At 63.3% G+C, this 17,791-nt stretch carries 14 protein-coding genes and 1 pseudogene; 4 read left to right on the top strand and 11 right to left on the bottom strand.

All coding sequences use genetic code 11. The features are described from left to right. The first annotated feature begins 2 nt into the window (after positions 1 to 2). Positions 3 to 1,199, top strand: coding sequence for a mannonate dehydratase (gene uxuA / locus LOKVESSMR4R_RS09280; protein WP_087207782.1), 1,197 nt, complete (start codon positions 3 to 5; stop codon positions 1,197 to 1,199). Here uxuA and phoB read toward each other — a convergent pair. From phoB to LOKVESSMR4R_RS09245, 7 genes are all read right to left on the bottom strand, one after another. Beyond that, positions 1,196 to 1,885 carry a phosphate regulon transcriptional regulator PhoB gene (phoB, locus tag LOKVESSMR4R_RS09275; protein ID WP_087207779.1) on the bottom strand — a complete coding sequence of 230 codons (690 nt, stop codon included), beginning with the start codon at positions 1,883 to 1,885 and terminating at the stop codon, positions 1,196 to 1,198. The two genes, uxuA and phoB, sit on opposite strands and share 4 nt — an antisense overlap. Next, the gene (gene phoU, locus LOKVESSMR4R_RS09270) at positions 1,885 to 2,601 is read right to left on the bottom strand and encodes a phosphate signaling complex protein PhoU (protein WP_087212928.1); all 717 of its coding nucleotides are present in this window, start codon (positions 2,599 to 2,601) and stop codon (positions 1,885 to 1,887) included. The genes phoB and phoU overlap by 1 nt, the downstream gene beginning before the upstream one ends. A gap of 11 nt (positions 2,602 to 2,612) precedes the next feature. Next, positions 2,613 to 3,374: a phosphate ABC transporter ATP-binding protein PstB gene (gene pstB / locus LOKVESSMR4R_RS09265; RefSeq protein WP_420645913.1), complete on the bottom strand. Its 762-nt coding sequence runs from the start codon at positions 3,372 to 3,374 to the stop codon at positions 2,613 to 2,615. Positions 3,375 to 3,421: 47 nt separating this feature from the next. Continuing rightward, a complete protein-coding gene (gene pstA / locus LOKVESSMR4R_RS09260) occupies positions 3,422 to 4,717 on the bottom strand; it encodes a phosphate ABC transporter permease PstA (protein WP_087207775.1) in 1,296 nt (431 codons plus the stop codon). Positions 4,718 to 4,728: 11 nt separating this feature from the next. Beyond that, positions 4,729 to 6,105 (bottom strand): phosphate ABC transporter permease subunit PstC, encoded by a 1,377-nt coding sequence (gene pstC, locus LOKVESSMR4R_RS09255; RefSeq protein WP_087207773.1) that lies wholly within the window; start codon positions 6,103 to 6,105, stop codon positions 4,729 to 4,731. A 66-nt stretch (positions 6,106 to 6,171) separates the two neighbouring features. Next, entirely contained in the window at positions 6,172 to 7,206 is a 1,035-nt protein-coding gene (locus LOKVESSMR4R_RS09250) for a substrate-binding domain-containing protein (protein ID WP_087207771.1), read from the bottom strand. A 318-nt stretch (positions 7,207 to 7,524) separates the two neighbouring features. Further along, positions 7,525 to 8,598 carry a tartrate dehydrogenase gene (locus LOKVESSMR4R_RS09245; protein ID WP_087212926.1) on the bottom strand — a complete coding sequence of 358 codons (1,074 nt, stop codon included), beginning with the start codon at positions 8,596 to 8,598 and terminating at the stop codon, positions 7,525 to 7,527. A 214-nt stretch (positions 8,599 to 8,812) separates the two neighbouring features. Between LOKVESSMR4R_RS09245 and LOKVESSMR4R_RS09240 the strand changes: the two genes are divergently transcribed. The 3 genes from LOKVESSMR4R_RS09240 (at position 8,813) to LOKVESSMR4R_RS09230 (ending at position 13,140) form a co-directional block, all read left to right on the top strand. Then, positions 8,813 to 9,727, top strand: coding sequence for a LysR family transcriptional regulator (locus LOKVESSMR4R_RS09240; RefSeq protein ID WP_087207769.1), 915 nt, complete (start codon positions 8,813 to 8,815; stop codon positions 9,725 to 9,727). A 125-nt stretch (positions 9,728 to 9,852) separates the two neighbouring features. Further along, a complete protein-coding gene (locus LOKVESSMR4R_RS09235; RefSeq protein WP_087207767.1) occupies positions 9,853 to 10,821 on the top strand; it encodes a TAXI family TRAP transporter solute-binding subunit in 969 nt (322 codons plus the stop codon). A 78-nt stretch (positions 10,822 to 10,899) separates the two neighbouring features. Continuing rightward, positions 10,900 to 13,140, top strand: a complete 2,241-nt coding sequence (locus tag LOKVESSMR4R_RS09230; RefSeq protein ID WP_087207765.1) for a TRAP transporter permease — start codon at positions 10,900 to 10,902, stop codon at positions 13,138 to 13,140. 115 nt (positions 13,141 to 13,255) lie between these two features. Here LOKVESSMR4R_RS09230 and LOKVESSMR4R_RS20570 read toward each other — a convergent pair. The 4 genes and pseudogenes from LOKVESSMR4R_RS20570 to LOKVESSMR4R_RS09210 all read right to left on the bottom strand — a co-directional run. Then, a pseudogene (locus LOKVESSMR4R_RS20570) lies at positions 13,256 to 14,506 on the bottom strand (ATP-binding cassette domain-containing protein); the annotation flags it as partial. After that, complete coding sequence (locus LOKVESSMR4R_RS09220) at positions 14,503 to 15,315, bottom strand: ABC transporter permease (RefSeq protein WP_087207760.1); 813 nt, start codon at positions 15,313 to 15,315, stop codon at positions 14,503 to 14,505. The gene LOKVESSMR4R_RS09220 and the pseudogene LOKVESSMR4R_RS20570, both read right to left, overlap by 4 nt. Next, complete coding sequence (locus tag LOKVESSMR4R_RS09215; protein ID WP_087207758.1) at positions 15,312 to 16,241, bottom strand: ABC transporter permease; 930 nt, start codon at positions 16,239 to 16,241, stop codon at positions 15,312 to 15,314. The genes LOKVESSMR4R_RS09220 and LOKVESSMR4R_RS09215 overlap by 4 nt, the downstream gene beginning before the upstream one ends. Beyond that, positions 16,238 to 17,761, bottom strand: coding sequence for an ABC transporter substrate-binding protein (locus tag LOKVESSMR4R_RS09210; protein ID WP_087207755.1), 1,524 nt, complete (start codon positions 17,759 to 17,761; stop codon positions 16,238 to 16,240). Before LOKVESSMR4R_RS09210 ends, LOKVESSMR4R_RS09215 begins: the two co-directional genes overlap by 4 nt. Positions 17,762 to 17,791: the final 30 nt, after the last annotated feature.

Raw genomic sequence — 17,791 nt, 5'->3', positions numbered from 1 at the left:
ACATGCTTGAAACATGGCGGTGGTATGGACAATTCGACGGGATCACCCTGCCCGAGATTGCCCAGACAGGGGCGGCAGGCATCGTGACGGCGCTGCATGAAATCCCCTATGGCGCGGTCTGGCCACGGGACGCGATTGCCACGCGCAAGGCGCAGATCGACCAGGCCGGTTTCAGCTGGTCCGTCGTCGAAAGCCTGCCCGTGCATGAAGATATCAAGCGCGGCACCGGCGATCTGGCCCGCCTCTTTGCCAATTACCGCCAGTCGCTGGCCAATCTGGCGGCCGAAGGCGTGCAGGTGGTCTGTTACAATTTCATGCCGTTGCTGGATTGGACCCGCACCGAACTGGCCGCGCCGGTCGCGCGCGGCGGCAGCTGCCTGCGGTTTTCTGCCGACCGGATGGCCGCGTTTGAATTGCATATGCTGGGGCGCGCCGCCGCAGCCGATGATTACCCCGAAGATGTCCGCGCCCGGGCGGCGATCTGGTTTCAGCAGGCCAGCCAGCAGGATCGCGATGATCTGCTCAAGGCGATCATGTCCGGCCTGCCGGGGGCGTTTGACCGCTATGATATCGACGGGCTGCGGCGCGCGCTGCGGGCCTATGACGGGATCGACCGCACCGCCCTGCGCGCCAATTACCAGCGCTTTCTGGCCGAGGTGATCCCCGCCGCCGCCGATCTGGGCATCCGCATGTGCGTGCATCCCGACGATCCGCCGCGCGATATTCTGGGGCTGCCCCGGATCGTGTCGGATGGCGATGATCTGGCCTGGATCGCGCAGGCCTTTGATGATCCGGCCAATGGCTTTACGCTTTGTTCAGGATCGCTGGGGGCCAATCCGGCCAATGACGTGCCTGCCATCGCGCGCATGGTCGCAGGGCGCATCCATTTCGTGCATCTGCGCAATGTGCGCAAATTCCCCGATGGCAGTTTCGAAGAAGCCGCCCATCTGGAGGGTGACACCGATATGGTGGCCTTGATCGGCGTCTTGCTGGCGGAAGAGGCCCGGCGCCGCGCGACAGGGCGCGCCGATCACCTGATCCCGTTCCGGCCGGATCATGGCCATGTGCTGCTGTCCGATTTCGACCGCGATCTTGTGCCGGGCTATCCGCTGATCGGCCGGCTGCGCGGGCTGGCCGAATTGCGCGGGGTCATGCATGCGCTGGCGGCGGGGGCAGGCCAGCCGGGCGCTATGGTCTAGCCAAGCGCATATCCCGCGCCGCGCACGGTGCGGATCAGATCCTCGCCGCCATGGCTGCCCAGCACTTTGCGCAAGCGGCCGACATGGACATCGACGGTGCGCGTATCGACATAGATATCGCGCCCCCAGACCCGGTCCAGCAGCTGATCCCGGCTCCAGACGCGGCCGGGCTTTTCCATGAAAGTGGTCAGCAGGCGAAATTCGGTCGGCCCGAGCTTTAATTCCTTTTCGCCGCGAAACACCTTGTGGGTCTCGGAATCCAGCAGGATGTCGTGATAGACCAGCCTTTCGCCCATCGTGGCAGGACGCGACCGGCGCAGATGCGCCTTGACCCGCGCCAGAAGCTCGATGATCGAATAAGGCTTGGAGATGTAATCATCGGCACCGGTTTCCAGACCGCGGACCTTGTCCACCTCTTCGGACCGTGCTGACAGCATGATGACCGGCGTCATCCGAAAGGCAGGGCGGCTTTTGATCTGGCGGCAGATTTCAATGCCCGATGTGCCGGGCAGCATCCAATCCAGCAGGATCAGATCGGGCTGTTCTTCCTCGATCAGCAGCAAGGCCTCGCTGCCATCGGCGGCCTTGATCACGCGAAACCCTTCGCTTTCGAGGTTATAGGCCAGCACTTCGCGCTGTGCGGGTTCATCCTCGACCACCAGAACAGATGGTTGCAGATCGGCCATCAGACATCACTTTCCAAAAGCGCCGAGGTGGTATTGTCCTGTTTGGGGCGGTCATCCTCGGGCAAAGCCCCGGTGACGGCATAGATCGTCTGTTCGGCGATCCCCGTCGCATGATCGCCCACGCGTTCGATATTCTTGGCGATGAAATGCAGATGCATGCCCACGGTGATATTCTTGTGGTCTTCCATCATATGGGTCAGGAAGGACCGGAACAGCGTGTTGTAAATCTGGTCCGCTTCGGCGTCGCGTGCGATGATTTCGGCCGCCTTGACCGGGTCGCGCTGGATAAAGGCGTCCAGCGCGTCGCGGACCATGGTTTCGACAAAGGCCGACATCCGCGCCATATCCGATAGCGTGCCCTCTATCGCCGGGGCACCCGACATGGCGATGGTGCGTTTGGCGATATTCTTGGCGTAATCGCCGCAGCGTTCCAGATGCGAGCTGATCTCCATCACGGCCAGCACCAGACGCAAATCCTTGGCCGTCGGCGAGCGCAGCGCCAAAAGGCGGGCCGCATCCGATTTCAGCACGATATCGAGATCGTCGATCACCTTGTCGCCCCGGCGGATGGTTTGCGCCAGCGCATCGTCACGCTTGCGCAGCGCCTGTGCGGAATCCGCAAGCGCCTGTTCGACAAGGCCGCCCATCTTGATCATGGTGGCCTGGATGCTTTCAAGGTCACGGTCAAAAGAGGCGACGATATGATTGTCGTTCATGGTCATGGTCCTTACCCGATCCTGCCGGTGATATAGCTTTCGGTGCGCGGGTCTTGGGGGTTGGTGAAAATTTGGTCGGTCTCGTTGAATTCGACCAGATGACCCAGGTGGAAAAAGGCGGTTTTCTGGCTGACGCGGGCGGCCTGTTGCATCGAATGGGTGACGATCACCACCGAGAATTGCTGGCGCAATTCGTCGATCAATTCCTCGATCTGGGCGGTGGCAATCGGGTCAAGCGCCGAACAGGGTTCATCCATCAGCAGCACCTCGGGGGCGGTGGCGACAGCGCGGGCGATGCACAGGCGCTGCTGCTGGCCCCCCGACAGGCCGGTGCCGGGCGCGTCGAGCCGGTCCTTGACCTCGTTCCACAGCGCGGCGCGGCGCAGCGACGCTTCGACGATCTGGTCCATATCGGCCTTGGTGCGGGCCAGCCCGTGGATCTTGGGGCCATAAGCCACGTTGTCATAGATTGATTTGGGGAAAGGGTTGGGTTTCTGGAACACCATCCCGACCTTGGCACGCAATTGCACCGGATCGACGCGCGGATCATAGATATCCTGACCATCCATCGTGATGCTGCCCTGCACGCGGCAGATGTCGATCGTGTCATTCATCCGGTTCAGGCAGCGCAGAAAGGTGGATTTGCCGCAGCCCGAGGGGCCGATAAAGGCCGTCACGGTCTTGTCGCCGATATCGACGCTGACATCCTTGATCGCATGTGTCTCGGCGTAATAGACCTGCACACCTTTGGCGGAAATCTTTGTGTCACTCATGTCGGTGGTTCTTTCAATGCGTCTGAGGTCATCCATGATGCTGTCCTTTACCAACGGCGTTCAAATTTGCTGCGCAGGTAGATGGCGATCCCGTTCATGAAGATCAGGAAGGTCAGCAAGACCAGAATAGCAGCAGAGGTCCGGCTGACAAAGCCGCGTTCGGGACTGTCGGCCCAGATGAAGATCTGGGTGGGCAGGGCGGTCGCCGCGTCAAAGGGCGAAGAGGCGGCCGAGGTGATAAAGGCATTCATCCCGATCAGCAGCAAAGGCGCGGTTTCCCCCAGGGCCTGGGCCAGACCGATGATCGTGCCGGTCAGGATGCCGGGCATCGCCAGGGGCAGCACATGGTTGAACACCACCTGCTGTTTGGACGCGCCCACACCCAGCGCCGCTTCGCGGATCGACGGCGGCACGGCCTTCAGCGCGGCGCGCGTGGCGATGATGATCGTGGGCATGGTCATCAGCGCCAGCGTCAACCCGCCCACGAAAGGGGCCGATCGCGGCATGCCGAAATAATTCAGGAATACCGCGAGGGCGAGCAGACCAAAGACAACCGATGGCACGGCGGCAAGGTTGTTGATATTCACCTCGATGAAATCGGAAACTTTGTTCTTGGGCGCGAATTCTTCCAGATAGATCGCCGCACCGATCCCGATGGGAAAGGAAATCACGAAACAGACCAGCAAGGCCCAGAACGTGCCGACCAAGGCGCCGCGCAGCCCCGCCAGTTCCGGAAAGCGGCTGTCGGCATTGGTCAGCAGCGCGAAATTCAGCGGCTTGGAGATCGCGCCAGCGGCGATCAATTCGTCAAACCATCCGACGGCCTGATCATCCAGACGGCGCTGGGATTCCGGGGTGGCGCGGTCGATATTGCCCTTGTTCAGCTGGTCATAAGGGTCCGATACCGGCACCGTGATCGAAATCGTCTGGCCGATCAGGCTGGTGTCGGCCACGACCCTGTCGCGCAGATAGAATTGCGCGCCATTGGACAGGATGCCTCGCAGATTGCGCGCATCGGTTTGCGGGTCGGCGCTGGGCACTTTGGCCAGAATGGCGGCTTGCAGCACATCCTGGAACCCGCCACGGGGCAGGGCCTCGACGCTGACCTCTTCGGGGTCGATATAGACATCCAGCGTCACATGGGTCTGCACAAAGGCGGTATAGCCGCTGCTGATCAAGGAAGCGAACAGCAGGAACATCACCGAAAAGGCGATGAAGATCGCGGTCAGGCCAAAGCCCTGCAACACAAGATCCTTGCGCTTGCGCTTGGTGATTGCGGCCGATGTCTCGGTCAGGGATGTGCGCTGCGGGACGGGTGCGCCGCTATGGGTGGTGTCAGCCATTGATCAAAGCCTCAATCATAGATTTCGCGGTATTTGCGCACGATACGCAGGGCCAGCACGTTGATGCCCAATGTCAGGATGAACAACATCAGACCCAGCGCAAAGGCGGCCAGCGTCTTGGGGTTGTCAAAGGCGGTGTCGCCGATCAGCAAGGTGACGATCTGCACGGTCACCGTGGTCACCGAATCCAGCGGGTTGATCGTCATCTTGGCCATCAGGCCGGCGGCCATCACCACGATCATCGTCTCGCCGATGGCGCGGCTGATCGCCAGCAGAATGCCGCCAACGATGCCCGGAATGGCGGCAGGGAACAGCACTTTGAGCATGGTTTCCCCGCGCGTCGCCCCCAAGGCGATGGACCCGTCGCGCAGGCTGCGCGGCACGGCGGCCAGCGCGTCATCGGCAAAGGATGAAATGAACGGGATCAGCATGATCCCCATCACACCGCCCGCCGCCAGCGCGGTATTGGGCGAAATATCCAGCCCCAGATCGGCCCCGCCGCTGCGCAGCGCAGGCGCCACCACAAGGATCGCGAAAAAGCCGTAGACCACGGTGGGGATCCCGGCGAGGATTTCCAACAAAGGCTTGACCACGGACCGCACTTTGCGCGGCGCGAATTCATTCAGATAGATCGCCGACAACAGCCCGACCGGCGTTGCCAGCACCATGGCCACCGTGCCCACGACCATCGTGCCGACGATCACCGGCAACCAGCCAAAAGCACCCTCGGCCGCGATCTGATCGGCGCGGATCGGGATTTGCGGTTCCCAATTCACGCCGAACAGGAATTCGGTGAAAGAGACCATCTGGAAAAACCGATAGGCCTCGAAGACCAGCGCGAAAACGATCCCGATCGTGGTCAGGATGGCCACCAGCGAACAGGCGATCATCAGCCCCAGCACGATGCCTTCGCTGGCCTGGCGGGCGCGGAATTCTGCGCTGACGCGCCAGCGCGCGAAAAGCAACAAGCCCAGCGCGGTTGCCCCCACCAGCACGACCAGCAAGATATCGGCGTTATAGGACAAAGCGACCAGCCGGTCCGCCGCGGCGATTTTCCAGGCTTCGGGCGTGCCAAAGATCTGGCCGCGCGACACGGACCGGATCTCTGCCAGCACCAATTGCACGCCGCCGGTATCCAGACCGTCCAGCACGCCATCGGGCAAACCGCCCATCACCATCGCATTGATGGCCGTGGTTTTCAGCGCGATGAAAAGGCACAAAATAACAAAGACCGGCACCAGCACGGTCAGCAGGGCATAAAGCCCGTGGAATTGGGTTAACGAATGTAACCTTTGCCCCCCAGAGACGATCGCAGCAGCCGCGCGGCGGTTCAGCACATAGGCCAGAGCGGCAAGCACGAAAAGGATCACAAAGGCGGTCAAGGTCATGGTATCACCCGAAGTCAAAGTAAAAACTGCCCGACCTTGGCCGGGCAGTCTGTCGCCAGATGGCGTTTATTCCATCGTGAAGGTCACGGCATTGATCGAGTCGTCGCGGGTCTGTTCGCGGCGGGCATCGGCCAATGGCACCAGGCCACGCTCGGACAGGTAACCACCAAAACCGATTGCATCTTCCGACACGAATTCTTCGACGAATTCCTGCAGGTTCGGGATCACGCCGCGATGGGCGTTCTTGACGTAAACGAACAGCGGCCGCGACACGGGGTAATCACCCGATGCGATTGTATCCACCGAAGGCTCGACGCCGCCGATCTGGACAGCTTTCAGCGTATCGGTGTTTTCGAACAGGAAGGAATAACCAAAGATACCCATGGCATTGGCATCCGCCTGCAGGCGCTGCACGATCAGGTTATCGTTTTCGCCGGCTTCGACGAATGGCCCGTCGGTGCGCATGCGCGAACAATTTGCGCTGACCCAATCACTGTCGAAACCGCCGTCCTTGACGAAATCCAGCTCTTCGCAACCGGCATGCATCGCCAGTTCGACAAAGGCGTCACGGGTGCCCGATGTTGGTGGGGGGCCATAGGCCAGAATGCTGACTTCGGGCAGATCGGGGTTGATCTGGTTCCATGTGGTATAGGGGTTATCGGCCCATGCGCCATCAACGGGAACCTGCGCTGCCAGCGCCAGGAAGATTTCTGTCAGGGTCAGGTCCCAGTCAAAATCTGCCGCGCGCGACATGGCAATCGACAGGCCGTCAGAGCCGAAATAGATCTCGGTGATATCGGTCACGCCATTGGTCTGGCACAATTCGAATTCACCCGATTTCATGGCGCGCGATGCGCCGGTCATGTCAGCATGCTGTTCACCGATACCGCCGCAGAAAATCTGCATGCCGCCACCGGTGCCGGTGGATTCGACGATGGGCGATGGCGCGCCGATCATATTGGAAAATTGTTCAGCAACGGCTTGGCTGTAAGGAAATACTGTGGACGAACCAACAACGCGGATTTCGTCACGGGCGGCCGCTGCAGTGGCGGAAACGGCGGCGATCGCAAGGACCGACGCGGAAACTTTGAGATTGAACATGGCTTCTCCTGAAATTTAGCTAGGACATGCGTTGCCCTGGGCCGGTGCCTAATCTTCTCAGGTGACGCTCTTGTTTCAGTTTTGTAACAGCAATATGACAAAGCGGCCATTTGCCTGTTTTTTCGGCCCTGCCGCGAGGGTCATAAACGCGCCGAATACGGGCTGAAACCCCCTGAAAACAAGGGCCTGCCAGCATCTGCCCGGTGGCGGTGGCATTCATGACATCGCGGCGGGCCGCGCATCATGCGCGCCCGTGATACGGCTCTGATCCCCGCCCGGTCGAATCGTCATCCCCGGCGGCAGGCGGGCATCACCGCGTCAGATATTCTCGGCGCGGATCGCTTCGCAGACGGCGTCGGTGACCTCTTGCGTTGTGGCGGTGCCGCCGACATCGGGGGTCATCACGCTCTCGGCGCAGACCTTTTCGACCGCCCGCATCATCCTTTGGGCGGCGGCGGGTTCGCCCAGGTGATCCAGCATCTGCGCTGCCGTCCAGAAAGTCGCCACCGGATTGGCAATGCCTTTGCCGGTGATATCGAAAGCCGAGCCATGGATCGGTTCGAACATCGACGGATAGCGGCGTTCGGGGTCGATATTGGCCGTGGGCGCGACCCCCAGGCTGCCGGCCAGCGCACCGGCAAGATCGGACAGGATATCCGCATGCAGATTGGTCGCCACGATCGTGTCCAGACTGCGCGGGTTTTTCACCATCCGCACCGTCATCGCATCGACCAGCATCTTGTCCCAGGTCACATCGGGAAAATCCTGCGCGACTTCGGCGGCGATTTCATCCCACATGACCATGCCAAACCTTTGCGCATTGGATTTCGTGACCACGGTCAGAAATTTGCGCGGGCGCGATTGGGCCAGCTGGAATGCATAGCGCATGATTCGGGTCACGCCGACACGGGTAAAGATCGCGACTTCGGTGCCGACCTCTTCGGGCAGGCCCTTATGGGCGCGCCCGCCATGGCCGGAATATTCGCCTTCAGAATTTTCGCGCACGATCACCCAATCCAGATCGCCCGGCCCGATATTGGCCAGCGGTGACACGATCCCCGGCAAGATACGGGTGGGGCGGACATTGGCATATTGGTCAAAGCCCTGGCAGATCGGCAGGCGCAGGCCCCATAGCGTGATGTGATCAGGCACATCGGGCGCGCCCACCGCGCCGAAAAAGATCGCATCAAACGCGCGCAGCTGCGCGGTCCCATCCGCAGGCATCATCGCGCCGGTCTGGCGATAGCGTTCTGACCCCCAGTCAAACTGGGTGACATCCAGCGCAAAACCGCCATCGCGCCGCGCCAAGGCGTCAAGCGCCTGAAGACCGGCGGCGATCACTTCGGGGCCGATGCCATCGGCGGGGATGGCAGCTATCTTGTAATGTTTCATGGCGATCATATCCTTTTGCGGCCCGTTTCCCGTCGCGTTTTCCAGCCGGCCGCAGCGCAGACCCCAGGCGGTGCGCTTGCCCCTTGCCTGCTGTCCCCCCGCGATGCCGTCCGGCAGTCACAGCGCCAGATTAGGGGCAAGGGGCTGGACGGCTCAATTTGCAATGAATTATATACAGAAATGAAATAATGCGCCAAGGGGAAGGACCCGCATCATGGATACGCATCAATTGCGCTGCTTTCTGGCTGTCGCCGATCTGCTGCATTTCGGGCGCGCGGCGCAATCGCTGGATATGCTGCCCGCCTCGCTGGGTCGCCAGATCCGCATTCTCGAAGACCGGCTGGAAACGCGGCTGTTCCTGCGCACCACGCGGTCGGTCGCTTTGACCGAGGCGGGGGCCGCCATCCTCGAGGATGCGCGCGCGCTGGTGGCGCAGGCCGACCGGCTGGACGCGCGTTTGCGCGGGCTGCGCCGACGCCAGACGCCGGTGCTGAAAGTCGGGGCCATCGACAGCGCGGCGGCAGGGCTGATGCCGCAGCTGTTGCAGCATCTGCGCGCGGCGCATCCCGCGATCGAGGTGCAGCTTGTCGAACAAAAGACCATCCATCTTTTGCCGAAACTGCTTAGCGGCAGCCTGGATATCGTGTTTTGCAGGCCCCCCGATATCCGCGACCCGCGCATCACCTTTCGCACATTGTTCTTTGAAACGGCCGTGGTCGCCTTGCCAACCGATCATCCGCTGGCGCGCCAACCCCGGATCGCGATCACCGATCTGGCGGATGCGCCCCTGATCGTGCCGGACCGCCGGTCGCGGCCGCATTCGCATGACCTGACGATCAAATTGTTCCTTGATGCCGGGCTGACCGCGCGGATCGCGCAGGTGGCGGAAGAAAAACACACGATTGTCAATCTGGTCGCGACCGGCACCGGCCTTGCCATCGTGCCGCGCTGGACGGCGCGGATCTCGGTGCCGGGCGTCAGCTTTGTGCCGCTCGAGGTGGCACCGGGGCGGACATTGTCGAAACTGATCCTGGCGGCGGCCTGGACCCGTGGCACAAGGGATGCGCAGCGCGACGCCTTGCTGGCCACGTTGGATGATCATTTGAAAGAGATCGAAGACAGCGCCTGATCATAACGAAATTGAATATAATTTTCGGCGCATTGAGCGGTCTGGCGGCAGCTTGCAAGGTTCATCAACGGCCATCGCAAAACGAGGAATGCGATGCCCGAGGAACCCATGGGAGGAGAAACACCATGAAACTGAACGCTGCCGCAACCTTTGTCGCCGGTGCCATGCTGGCACTTCCTGCCGCCGCCCAGGACCGTGACGGCTGGCCCAACAGCCTCAGCATTTCCACCGGATCGCAGGGCGGGGCCTATTTCGTCTGGGGCTCGGGGCTGGGGGCGATGATCGGCGAAAGGCTGGGCCTGTCGACCAGCGTCGAAGTCACCGGCGGCCCCGGTCAGAATGTCGTGCTGGTCGAGACCGGCGAGACGCTTTTGGGGTTCACCACCACCGGCCCCGCCCAAGAAATCATGAATGGCGAAAGCGAATTGATGCCCGGCGTTGCGGCGGATCAGCTGCGCGCGCTGTTCCCGATGTATCAGACCCCGTTGCAGGCTGCGGTGCTGACCGCATCCGGGATCACCAGCTTTGAGGATCTGGCCGGTAAGCGGGTCAATATGGGCCCTGCGGCGGGGACCTCTGCCACCTATTGGCAGCGCTATTTCGACGCCACCGGGATGAACGTCAATGCAAGCTTTGCAGGCGCATCCGATGCGGCAGGGCAATTGGGCGACGGGTTGATCGATGCGTTCGTTTTTGCCGCGGGCCTGCCGACCGGTGCTTTCAGCCAGCTGGCCGTGGAACAGGATGTGGTCTTTTTGTCGATGAGCGATGACAACATCCAGACCTTTCTGGATGCGGTGCCGTCAATGGCGCGCTTTACCATTCCGGCAGGCACCTACAGCGGTCAGGACAATGATGTCGCCACGGTGTCGATGTGGAATTTCGCCATTGCCAATGCGACGCTTCCCGACAGTCTGGCCTATGAGATCACCAAGCTGGCGCTCGAGGATAACGCCCGCATGGTGCAGATCCACGCCTCGGCGATCGAGACGCTGGCGGAAAACTGGGACCGGAACAATTTCATGCCGTTCCATCCCGGTGCGGTGCAATATTACACCGAAATCGGCATCAATATCCCCGAAAACCTGCGCTAACCCCGCAGTGGCGCGCTGATCAGGCGGGCAGCATGCCGCTGCCCGCTGCTGTCTTATCCTCTCTTTGCCGGTGATCCCATGACACAACCCGTTCGCGGTGACATGCCCCCAGCGCAGGCCCAAGGCGACAGCGATGCGCCGATTGTCGCCGTCGCGGTGGATGAGGATCTGCCGGCCAGCAATCAGCGCAGTTTCACCGGCAGCCGGCACCTTGTCTTTGCCGCCGCCTGCGCGGGCTATACGCTGTTTCACCTGGCGGTGATGAACCTTTATCCGCTGGAAAGCTGGACCTACCGGCTGTTGCATCTGGCCGGCGGGCTGGCGCTGGGCTTTTTGCTGTTCGGCGCGCATCCGGTCCCCGGAACGATCCCCGGAACGATCCCCGGAACGATCCCTGGCAAAAGGCGCGGGGCGGGCGATCTTGCGCTGCTTGGTCTGGCGGGGGCGGGCGTGTTTTACGGGCTGGCCGCGATTGCGGCGATCTGGGGGAATTGGTGGATTTTCGGCAGTGCCGCCGCACCGGGCTGGGCGATGACCAGTTTCGGTCTGCCGCTGACCATCGGCACTGCGCTGGCGGTGCTGCATGGCTGGATATTCCGCGCCCGGCGCAATGACCGCTTTGCCCGGTCCGATGTGCTGCTGGCCTTGGCGACAGTGGCGGCGATGGCCTATCTTATCTTTTTCGTGCGCGCCTTGCAGATGCGCGCCGGCATGCCGATGGCGCTGCCCTCGGATATGTGGGCGGCGATCACCGCGATCATCCTGATTTTCGAAGCGGTGCGCCGGATGGCGGGGCTGGCGCTGGTGGTGATCGCGGGGGTCTTTGTCGGCTATGCTTTTGCAGGGCCTTGGCTGCCGGGGATACTGGCGCATAGCGGTTACGCGCCCAAGCGGTTCTTTTCCTATCTGTTCACCGATAACGGCATCCTTGGCGCGCCAATCGCGATTTCCTCGACCTATATCATCTTGTTCGTGGTCTTTGCCGCCTTTTTGCAGACCACGCGGGTCGGGGCCTATTTCGTCAATGTGGCCTTTGCCATGGCGGGCCATAGGCGCGGCGGCCCGGCCAAGGTGGCGGTATTTTCCTCGGGGCTGATGGGCATGATCAACGGCACTTCGGCGGGCAATGTGGTCGCGACCGGCAGCCTGACCATCCCGCTGATGCAAAAGGTCGGCTATCGGCGCCAGACCGCCGCGGCAATCGAGGCTGCGGCCTCTACGGGCGGGCAGATCATGCCGCCGATCATGGGGGCAGGGGCCTTTATCATGGCCGAGATCACCGGCATCCCCTATATGGATATCGTCTGGGCCGCGCTGATCCCGGCGGTGCTTTATTTCGCATCGATCTATTTCATGGTCGATCTGATGGCGCAGAAATTCGCGATGATGGGCCTGCCCAGATCGGCGTTGCCCAATCTGGCGGGGCTGATGAAACAAGCCTATCTGTTTTCCCCGATCATCGTGCTGATCGGCGCGCTTTACATGGGCTATTCGGTGATCCGCTGCGGCACTCTGGCGATGATGACGGCGGCTGTCGTCTCTTGGTTGACACCGCATCGGATGGGGCCACGGCAATTGTTCAACGCGCTAGATACCGGCGCAAGGATGACCTTTCAGCTGGTCGCGGTTTGCGCGGCGGCGGGGATTATCGTGGGGGTGATCGCGCTGACCGGCATCGGCACGCGGTTTTCGGCGCTTTTGCTGGGTATTGCGGATCAATCGCAATTGCTGGCGATGGTGTTTTCCATGCTGGTTGCCATCGTGCTGGGGATGGGCATGCCGACCACGGCGGCCTATGCGGTGGCCGCCAGCGTGATCGCGCCCGGCCTGATCAATCTGGGGATCGCACCGCTGACCGCGCATTTCTTTATCTTTTACTTTGCGGTCATGTCCGCCATCACGCCGCCGGTGGCGCTGGCGGCTTATGCCGGTGCGGCGCTGGCGCAATCGGACCCGATGAAGACCAGCGTCGAGGCGTTCCGCATCGGGCTGGCGGCTTTCGTGGTGCCTTATATGTTCTTTTTCTCGGATGCTTTGCTGTTGCAGGGCGGGCCGGTTGCGACGATCCATGTCGTGGCCTCTGCGCTGCTGGGGATCTATCTGTTGTCCTGCGGCGTGATCGGCTGGTTCTTTGGCAAGGCCGCTTGGCCCGCGCGTGTGCTGCTGGTGGCCAGCGCGCTGGGCATGCTCAAGGCCGGTCTGCTGACCGATCTTGGCGGGCTGGCGGTCGCGGCGGCGCTGCTGATCTGGCAAAAGCGGGCGGGCCGGACGGCTGCACCGCCGCAGGCAGCGCCAACACATCATCGGCCACGGCATTGATCAGGGCGGCGTCATGGCTGACCAGCGCCAGCGCAAGGCCGTCACGGCGCGCCAGATCGCAGATCAGCGCCATGACATCGCGCTGGGTGATCGGATCCAGCCGCGAGGTCGGCTCGTCCGCGAAAAGCGCGCGGGGCCGGGCCAGCATCGCGCGCAACAGCGCAAGGCGTTGCAGCTCGCCGCCCGAGACCGCATCCGGCCTGCGCGTCAGCAAGACCGGATCAAGCCTGAGCCGCGCCAAAAGAGCGTCGATCTGCCCCGCAGGCGCGTGATGCAACCGCGCGACATCGGCGAGCGTCTGGCCCAACAGCCGTTTGCGCGCAAAGGCCGCAACAGGGTCTTGATATAATTTCTGAAATGCCGTGCGGGCCAGGTCCGGCGCGCGGATGATCCGGCCCTGATCGGGTGCCAACAGCCCCAGCAGCGCATCGCCAAGGCTGGATTTGCCACAGCCCGACGGGCCGGTGATGCCAAGGATCTGCCCCGCGCGCAGCATCAGGTTGACCCCCTGCATCAGGTTCTTGGTGCCGCGCGACAAGCTGCAATCCTGCGCCTGCAACAATATCTCGCCGCTGCTGGCTTGGGGGGTCGTCCTGCGCGCGGCTTTGGGCCAGAAGGCGGGGTCGGCTGCGATCAAAGCTTTTGTATAGGCGGCTTGGGGGGCTGCGAAAACATCCGCCGTCCTGCCGGTTTCCACCACCGCGCCTGCGCGCAGCACGATCAGTTGGCCGCCGATCTTGCGGGCCAGCGCAAGGTCATGGGTGATCACCAGCAATCCGCCGCCTTGCGCCATGGCCGCAAGCAGCAGCGCCGCCACATCATCGCGGCGGGCCGCATCAAGCCCCTTGGTCGGTTCATCCGCGATCACCACGGGCGCGCCGCCTGCGCGCGCTGCGGCAATGGCCACACGCTGCGCCATACCGCCGGACAAATGATGCGGATAATGCGCCTGGGCATCTGTCAGCCCAAGCGCGGCCAGATCGACCGCCGTTTGCAGGCGGGCGGCGGCAGGGGGCAGGCCGCCCACCAGCTGATGCGCCTCGGCCACCTGGGGGGCTGCGCGCATCAGCGGATCAAGCGACAGCCAGGGTTCTTGCGGCAGCACTGCGATCTGGCGGCCCCACAGCCCGCGAAACCCCGCGGGGTCGCGCGCGCGCAGGGTCAGCCCCGCGATCCGGACCTGCCCTTCGGCGCGCAAGGGCGCGGGCAGAATGCCCATGATCGCCTGCGCCAAAAGGCTTTTGCCCGATCCGGTCTCGCCCAGGATGATCAGCGGCGCGCCGGGGTCCAGCCGCAACGAGACCGGCGCGACCAGCCGGGTCTGGCCATCGAAAACGGCGATATCCTCGGCCTGCAACAGGCTCATGCGCGATGCCCCCCCGCCAGCAAGGTCAGGCCCAGCAGCAGCGCAAAACTGGCCAGCACCGGGGTCAGCAAGGCCAGCGGGGCCTCGCGCCAATAGGGCAGCAATTCGACCATCATCAGCCCCAGTTCCGGTGTCGGCGCGGTCATTCCGACGCTGACAAAGCCCAATGCCGCAATCGCCATGATCGCGGTTGCCGTGCCAAAGGCGGCGGTGGTCAGCATCATGGGGGCCATTTCCGGCCAGAGATGGGTGCGAAAGATATAGGCCCAGCCAAATCCCAAAAGCCGCGCCGCCTGCACCGCGGGGCTGGCCAGGACGCTGCGGGCGCTGGCGCGGGTCAGGCGGAAGAATTCCACCCATAAAACCAGCGATAGCCCGGCCCAGAACCCTGTCGCCGTGCCCGGCATGATCGCCAGCACGATCAGCACCAGCAAAAGCCCCGGCAGCGCCATCAGCGCATCGGCCAGGATCACCAGCGCGCGCTCGGTCCAGCCGCCACAGGCGGCGGCCAGCATGCCAAGCCCCAGCCCCGCCATAGCCGCCGTCGCCACTGCGGCCAGCGCGATCAAGGGCGACAGCCGCAGGGCGGCGGCCAGCCGGTGCCAGAGCGACCGCCCCAGATGGTCATGGCCGAAAGGCGCGCCCGCGTCAGGCCCGGCCAGCGATGCCATCAAGGATTGCGCGAAAGGATCGCCCGGCACCAGCTTTGGCCCCCAAATGGCGAAAAGCGCGATCATCACCAAAAGAACCGCCCCGATGCTGCGCCCAAGCGGCCAGTGCGGCCAGCGATGTCTTGGGCTCTGTGTCATTGCGCTTTCCTCGGGTCGATCCGCACGAGGGCCAGATCAATCAGCGCATTGACCAGCACAAAGCCCAGCCCCAGCACCAAGGCCGTGCCCTGCACCATCGGCACATCACGCGAAAAGACGGCATGGACCAGCGCATGCCCGATCCCCGGCCAGCCGACGATGGATTCGATCACCACGACGCCTTCGACCAGCAGGACGAATTGCAGCCCCAGATAGGTCAGCAGCGGCACCGCGACATTGCGCAGCCCGTGCCGCCAAAGCACCTGACGGCGGCTAAGCCCTTTCCACCGGGCGAAATGATAGAAAGGCATCGCCGCGATACGGGCCATCGCATCGCGCGCAATCCGTGCATTGACCGCCGCCAGCCCCAGCCCCAGCGCCAATGCGGGCAGGATGAAATGCCGCGCCGTGCCATAGCCCGCCGCAGGCAGCCAGCCCCATTGCACCGACAGCACAAGGATCAAGATCAGCGCCATCAGGAATTGTGGCACAGCCTTCAGCGCGGTCGAGACCAGCAGCAGGCTCTGGTCCAGCCAGCCCCCCGGACGTAGCCCCGCCAGAATGCCCAAAGGCGGCCCGATCAGCAATGACAGCCCCACAGCCGCCAGCGCCAGCCAAAGCGATGCGCCCAATTGATGCGCGATCTCTTGCAGCACCGGCTGGCCAGAGACCAGCGACACCCCGAAATCAAGCCGTAGCAGATCGCCCATCCATTGCGCGAAGGCGGGCAGCCATGGCCCGCCCAGCCCCAATTCGGCGTGCACCGCATCGGCGGCGGCGGCCGTGACATTGTCATAGCCATAGCGCCCCGCAGCGATCCGCCAGGCGGCATCGCCGGGCAGGCTGCGCATCATCGCGAATGTGGCCGCGCCCACCAGCAGCGCCACCGCCAGCGCCTGCACCAGACGCGCGACCAGCATGTTCATTCGGCGAACCGCAGCTGCGCCAGCCCGAAATCACGCTCCCATGGGTCGATGGTCGCGCCGTCGATCCCGGCCGCCACGGCCAGCGTCTGCCGGTACCAGGCGATGGGTATCACCGGCAGCTCGGCCTGCAGGATCGCGCTGATCCTTGCGCGCGCGGCATCGCCGTCATCCTCACTGACGCTGGCGTCACCGCGTGCAAGCGCCTGTGCCAGCGCCACGATCTCGGGATTGTCCCAGCCCATCGCGCCCCAATCGCCGGTCGGCGCGTAATCGGACAGCACCGTGCCGATCGGGTCGGGGATCAGCGCGAAATTCCGCGCCAGCAGGCCCAGGTCCAGCGTGCCGGCCTGATGCCCTGCGGGGATTTCCGAGGAATTGGTGCTATTGATCGTGACCGCGACCCCGATGGCGCGGAATTGCTGTTCCAGCACCGCCGCCACCAGCGGCAGTTCGGGCCGGTCGGGATAGGTGGTCAGCGTCAGCGCGAACCGCTGGCCTGCGCGCATCAAGATGCCATCGGGTCCGGCCTCCCAGCCCTGCGCCGCCAAAAGCGCCCTTGCTGCCGCCGGATCATAGGCCAGCGGTGCAAGCGCGCTGTTATGCCAGCCGTTGATGGCGGGCGCAAAGAGCTGGTCAGCCCCTTGCGGATAGCGCAGCACCGCCTGCGCGATGCCCGCGCGGTCAATCGCAAGGCTCAGGGCCTGGCGGGCCTCGGCTGTGTCCATAAAGGGATGCGCGGCATTGACCTTGACCAGCAGGGCGCGCGGAATCGCCACCGACAGCACCTGCACCGCCGCCGATTGCGACAGCCGGGTGACGCTGGCGGGGTCAAGATTGAACACGATATCCGCATCGCCCGATTCCGCCATCAAGGCCCGCGTTTCCGCCCGGCCGATGGCGGTATAGGTGACCTCTGGCACATGCGCAGGCTGGCCCCAGTAATCGGCAAAGGCGCTGGCGCGCAGGCTGAGCGGCGGGACCAATGCGGTCAGCTGATAAGGGCCGGTGCCGATCACCGCCAGCGCCTGCCCATCCGCGCCATAAGCGGCCGGCGCCAGGATCTGCGTGCGGCTTTCGGCCAGAAAGGCGGGCAGGGCGGCGCGCGGTTCGGTCAAGGTGATGACAAGCGCATCCTCCTCGGCGCTGATGGCCGCGATCGGCAGATCCGCGACAGGGCCGGGTTTGCCTTGGGCAATCTCAAGCGCATGGGCCACCGCTGCGGCGGTCATCGGGCTGCCATCGTGAAAGCGCACGCCTTGGCGCAGCACGAAACGCCAGCTGCGCCCGTCGTCCGACACCGCCCAAGCCGTCGCAAGCCCCGGCCGCAACCGGCCCTGATCATCGACATCCACCAAGGTTTCGGCAATCCCCATACGGGTAAAGATATGGCCGCTGGTCGCGGGTTCGGGCGATTGGATTTCAAACGGGGCCACGACATCCAGCACGTTATCCGCCCGCACCGGTGCAGCCAGTGCCAGGGCCATAAGGCCGGTCATCACGGTGGATTTGAACAATGTCATGGTGTTTCCCGTCATAGGTGAAAGAGTGAT

Origin of the sequence: Yoonia vestfoldensis, assembly GCF_002158905.1 — a bacterium.
GTDB classification, from domain to species: Bacteria; Pseudomonadota; Alphaproteobacteria; order Rhodobacterales; family Rhodobacteraceae; genus Yoonia; species Yoonia vestfoldensis_B.
The sequence above is the reverse complement of the archived record's forward strand: the minus strand, read 5'-3'. Positions and strand labels throughout refer to the sequence as shown.